The organism is Inquilinus sp. (genome assembly GCF_057815775.1).
This window is the reverse complement of sequence record NZ_JBYRFX010000958.1, coordinates 1-4,027: the sequence shown is the minus strand read 5'-3', so window position 1 is coordinate 4,027 and position 4,027 is coordinate 1. Positions and strand designations below refer to the sequence as shown.

Sequence of the window (4,027 nt, the reverse complement as noted above, 5' to 3'; positions counted from 1 at the left end):
CTTCCGATTACCCACATTTTGGCTGCATCAGATCTGCGCCGAGCATGATGTCCATGAGGCGGGACCAGCCTCGCCACATCACGGTGTTGCCGGGCGGTCGGTCGCGCACGCGAGCGAGATAACCTCCGAGGCAGGCGACTTTCATGAGGTAGCGCGACAGCGTCCTCTCGGCGGGTATGGTGGGCCGATCCCGCACCGCCCGGTCGATGACGGTGATCTCCGTCTCGGTGAGGGCCGACTGGGGTGGGGCATCCGGCGCAACCCTGTTGATCATCGTCGTCCAGAAGATGCGCCAACTGAGAATGCAGAACACCGCGATCAGCTTGGTCAGTCGCTCAGCGGTCCGTAGCCGAGCCGCCTCGACATGGCAGCCGGATTTCAGGATTTTGTGGAACAGCTCGATCTTCCAGCGCTGGGCGTACCACTGCAGCTTTTCGACCGCCTCCTCGGGTGAGGTAACAGCGAGGTCGGTCACGAGCTTCCATTCAATCCTCTCGCGCCCGCGCGGTTTCCGCGCCTCTCGTGCATGGATGACCGTCAGGTCGAGGGCGGGATAGCGCTTCTGTTTGCCGATCGGTGGTAGGATATGCACCCGCTTGTACCGAAGCCTGAGCACGGCCTGGGTGACACTGCCGTCCTCCACCGTGACCTCGATGCGGTGCTGCCCTGCAGCGGGAACGCGGGCCATCACGCGGGCGACCGTGCGGCGCCCATCACCGGCCAGCCGATCGACACAGGTGCGCACGAGGAAATGCGCGCCCACCTCGCGGGCCGCACAGAAGAACTCGTAGATGTCGTTCTCGCGGTCACCGATATAGACGCAACGCTCCGGCTGATCGAGCAGTGTGCCCGACCGCGCCAGGCTTGACAGCCAGCGGATGCTCTCCTTCTCCTCGATCGGCACCCGTGTCGGGTTGACGTGGCGCTTGAGCGCGTTCGTGCCCTTGAACTCCTTGCGGGTCCAGAACTGCACCGCAGCAAGGCCGAGCGGCAGCCCCTCGGTCGTGACCACGAAGCTGCTGTGCATCAGCAGCCCGCATTGCGTGTAGGCGCGCAGATTGCCGGTGCGATCCCGCCCAATCGGCACCCGGCCGATCGCACCGATGGTCTCCGGCCTGGCCCAGCGGAAGCTGAATTCGGTCGTGTCCTGAACAACGAGGACCAGGCCAGTCGTGGCCGCGAAGCGATCGGCGGTGGCCTGGAAGTGCCCAGTCAGGATCGCGTCTTCCCCGAACCGCTCATTCGAGAGAAAGCGATAGGCGGCTTTCGCGTTGGCCCAGTCCTGGCAGGCCAGCGGCAGCGGACCGCCCATCGCCCCCTCGAACTGCTGCAGCAGCTGACGCAACCGGTTGCAGAGCCGCTTGTCCCCAAGGGCGCATCCGGCCACCTCAGCGTCGATCCAAGACGCTTCAACATCCGCAATCACGCCCGAGCCGCTGCCGTTCGTCCGCCGCGAAGTCTCCGACATCGCCGCCTCCTACCACGCGAACTCGTGGTAGTTGGATCGACACCTCTTCCCCGCCATCACCAACCGGCCGACAGGCTCAGAATTGTGGGTAATCGGAAGCCGGTGACGCGGCGACTGGCCGTCAGGCTGCGGTGGCGTCTGCGTCGCTTGGCAGGTTCCACGGTAGGAGCTCGGCGACGCGGCTGACGGGATGGTCGGCGATGCGCTCCAGCACGCGACGCAGATAGGCTTCTGGATCGAGGTCATTGAGTTTGGCGGTGATGATGAGCGAGGCGATCGCCGCGGCACGATGGCCGCCGGTGTCGGATCCGGCGAACAGCCAGTTCTTCCGCCCGAGGGCCAATGGCCGGATCGCGCGCTCGACCGGGTTGTTGTCGATCTCCAGCCGCCCGTCGGCGACGTAGCGCGTCAGCGCCTTCCACCGCGAGAGGGCATAGCGGATGGCCACGGCCAGATCGCTGCGGCCGGAGACCCGAGCGAGGGTCTCGTCGAGCCAGGCGCGCAGGCTCTCGAGGATCGGCCCGGCCCGGGCCTGGCGCTGCCTGGCCCGCTCCTCGGCGGGGCGGCCGCGGATGTCCTGCTCGATCGCATAGAGCCGGCTGATGCGGCGCACCGCCTCGGTCGCCAGCGGCGCCTGGCCGGTGGCGTGCAACTCGAAGAAATAGCGTCGGACATGCGCCCAGCACGCCGCCTCCTGCACCTGGCCGCCGTCGTAGAGCCCGTCGAACCCTGTGTAGCCGTCGGCCTGCAGCACACCGCGGAACCCGGCGAGATGCGCCTTGGGATGCTCGGCCCGGCGGTCCGGGCTGTAGCGGTAGAGCACGGCGGGCGGGGTCGTGCGGCCATGCGGCCGCTCGTCGCGGAGATAGGCCCAGAGCCTGCCGGTGCTGGTCCGGCCGAGGCCGGGTGCCAGCACCGGCACCGGCGTGTCGTCGGCATGCAGCACCGCGCCTGCCAGGACATACCGGGCCAGCGCATCGAGCAGCGGCCGCAGCAGCGCCGCCGACTGGCCGACCCAGTCGGCCAGGGTCGAGCGCTGCAGCTCGACGCCCGCCCGGGCGTAGATCCCGCTCTGCCGGTACAGCGGCAGGTGGTCGGCGTATTTGGCCACCAGGACATGGGCGAGCAGGCCCGCCGTGGCGCGGCCGCGGTGGATCGGCAAGCTCGGTGCCGGGGCCTGGGTGATTGCCTCGCAGCCGCGGCAGGAAAACTTCGGCCGCACATGGCGGACGACGCGGAACCGGCCTGGCAGGTAGTCCAGCACTTCGGTTACCTCCTCGCCCAGGCGGCGGAGCCCGCCGCCGCAGGCCGCGCAGACCTGCGCCTCGGCGCCGTGCTCGACCACCTCGCGCGGCAGGTGCTCCGGCAGCGGGCGCCGGGCAGGCTTGCGGCGCTCCGGCCGGGCTGCGGTGCCTGCTGGTTCATCGGGCAGGGCCGGAGCGGGCAGCTCCGTCTCCAGCTCCTCGAGCGCCAACTCCAACTGGTCGGCCTCGGCTGCCAGGCGCTCCGAGGAGCGACCGAACTGCATCCGCCGCAGCCGGGCCAGCTGCAGCCGGAGCCGCGCGATCAGCGCATCCCGCTCACCGAGCGCCGCGGCCTGCGCCAGCACGATGGCGCGCAGCGCATCAGGGTCGTCAGGCAGAGCGGCGAGATCGAGGACCACGACGGCATGATCATCGCCGCCATCGCGTCGCACCGAATGAATCCCCTGCGAGCGGGCGCTATCCCGCCATCTCCGGCCGCCAACTGCGGGCGGGCATGCGCCAGTCGATCCCCTCCAGCAACATCGAAAGCTGCGCGGGCGTCAGCGACACCACGCCGTCCTTGGCCTGCGGCCAGACAAAATAGCCGCGCTCCAGCCGCTTGGCGTAGAGCACCAGCCCCTGGCCATCCCACCACAGCGCCTTGACCAGGTCACCGCGGCGGCCGCGGAACACGAACAGCTGCCCGCTGAACGGATCCTGCCCGAGCGCCTCCTGCACCTGCCGCGACAGCCCGTCGAAGCCGCGCCGCATGTCGGTCGCGCCCGCGGCCAGCCAGACCCGCACGCCCGGCGGGGGCCCCGGGATCACCCGCGCAGCGCCGCCAGCACCCGCCGCAGGGCGACGAGGCTGACCGCCTCGCCGACCCGCACCCGGATGCCGTCGGGCAGCTCGATCTCTATCACGGCAGCCTTCCGGGATGGTGGCGGTGTGGGCTCCGGCTCCGGCAGGGGCTCGTCTCGACGATCGGCGGCAGCGACGCAGACCGGCACGAACTCCGGCGTCGGCTCGGCCACCAGCAGGCCGTCCCGGGCCTGCCGCCGCCACTGAAACACCAGGCTGCGGTAGACGCCGTGCCGGGCCGCCACCTCCGCCACTTGCACGCCGGGCGCATCGCATTCGGCCAGAATGCGGAGCTTGTCCGCTACGCTCCAGCGTCGACGCCGCTCCCGCCCGGTAATGATCTCGACCGTCCCGCTGCCCATGACCTTACAGACGACCTTACGCCCGACGTTAAGGCCACCAGCCTCAACGGACGTCAGGGGCCAGGAAAGGCGGGCGAGGCCGGACGTTTACG

The 4,027-nt window shown here is 69.6% G+C and carries 4 protein-coding genes; all 4 read right to left on the bottom strand.

Annotated elements, in window-relative coordinates:
• Positions 1-7: 7 nt before the first annotated feature.
• The 4 genes from AC3XYG_RS34480 to tnpA all read right to left on the bottom strand — a co-directional run bounded on the left by AC3XYG_RS34480 (position 8) and on the right by tnpA (position 3,935).
• Positions 8-1,468 carry an IS4 family transposase gene (locus tag AC3XYG_RS34480; RefSeq protein ID WP_489144409.1) on the bottom strand — a complete coding sequence of 487 codons (1,461 nt, stop codon included), beginning with the start codon at positions 1,466-1,468 and terminating at the stop codon, positions 8-10.
• A 121-nt stretch (positions 1,469-1,589) separates the two neighbouring features.
• On the bottom strand, positions 1,590-3,131 hold the full coding sequence (gene tnpC / locus AC3XYG_RS34475) for an IS66 family transposase (RefSeq protein ID WP_489144410.1): 1,542 nt from the start codon (positions 3,129-3,131) through the stop codon (positions 1,590-1,592).
• Between the two features lie 58 nt (positions 3,132-3,189).
• The gene (gene tnpB / locus AC3XYG_RS34470; RefSeq protein ID WP_489144408.1) at positions 3,190-3,540 is read right to left on the bottom strand and encodes an IS66 family insertion sequence element accessory protein TnpB; all 351 of its coding nucleotides are present in this window, start codon (positions 3,538-3,540) and stop codon (positions 3,190-3,192) included.
• Entirely contained in the window at positions 3,537-3,935 is a 399-nt protein-coding gene (gene tnpA, locus AC3XYG_RS34465) for an IS66-like element accessory protein TnpA (RefSeq protein WP_489144407.1), read from the bottom strand. Before tnpA ends, tnpB begins: the two co-directional genes overlap by 4 nt.
• Positions 3,936-4,027: the final 92 nt, after the last annotated feature.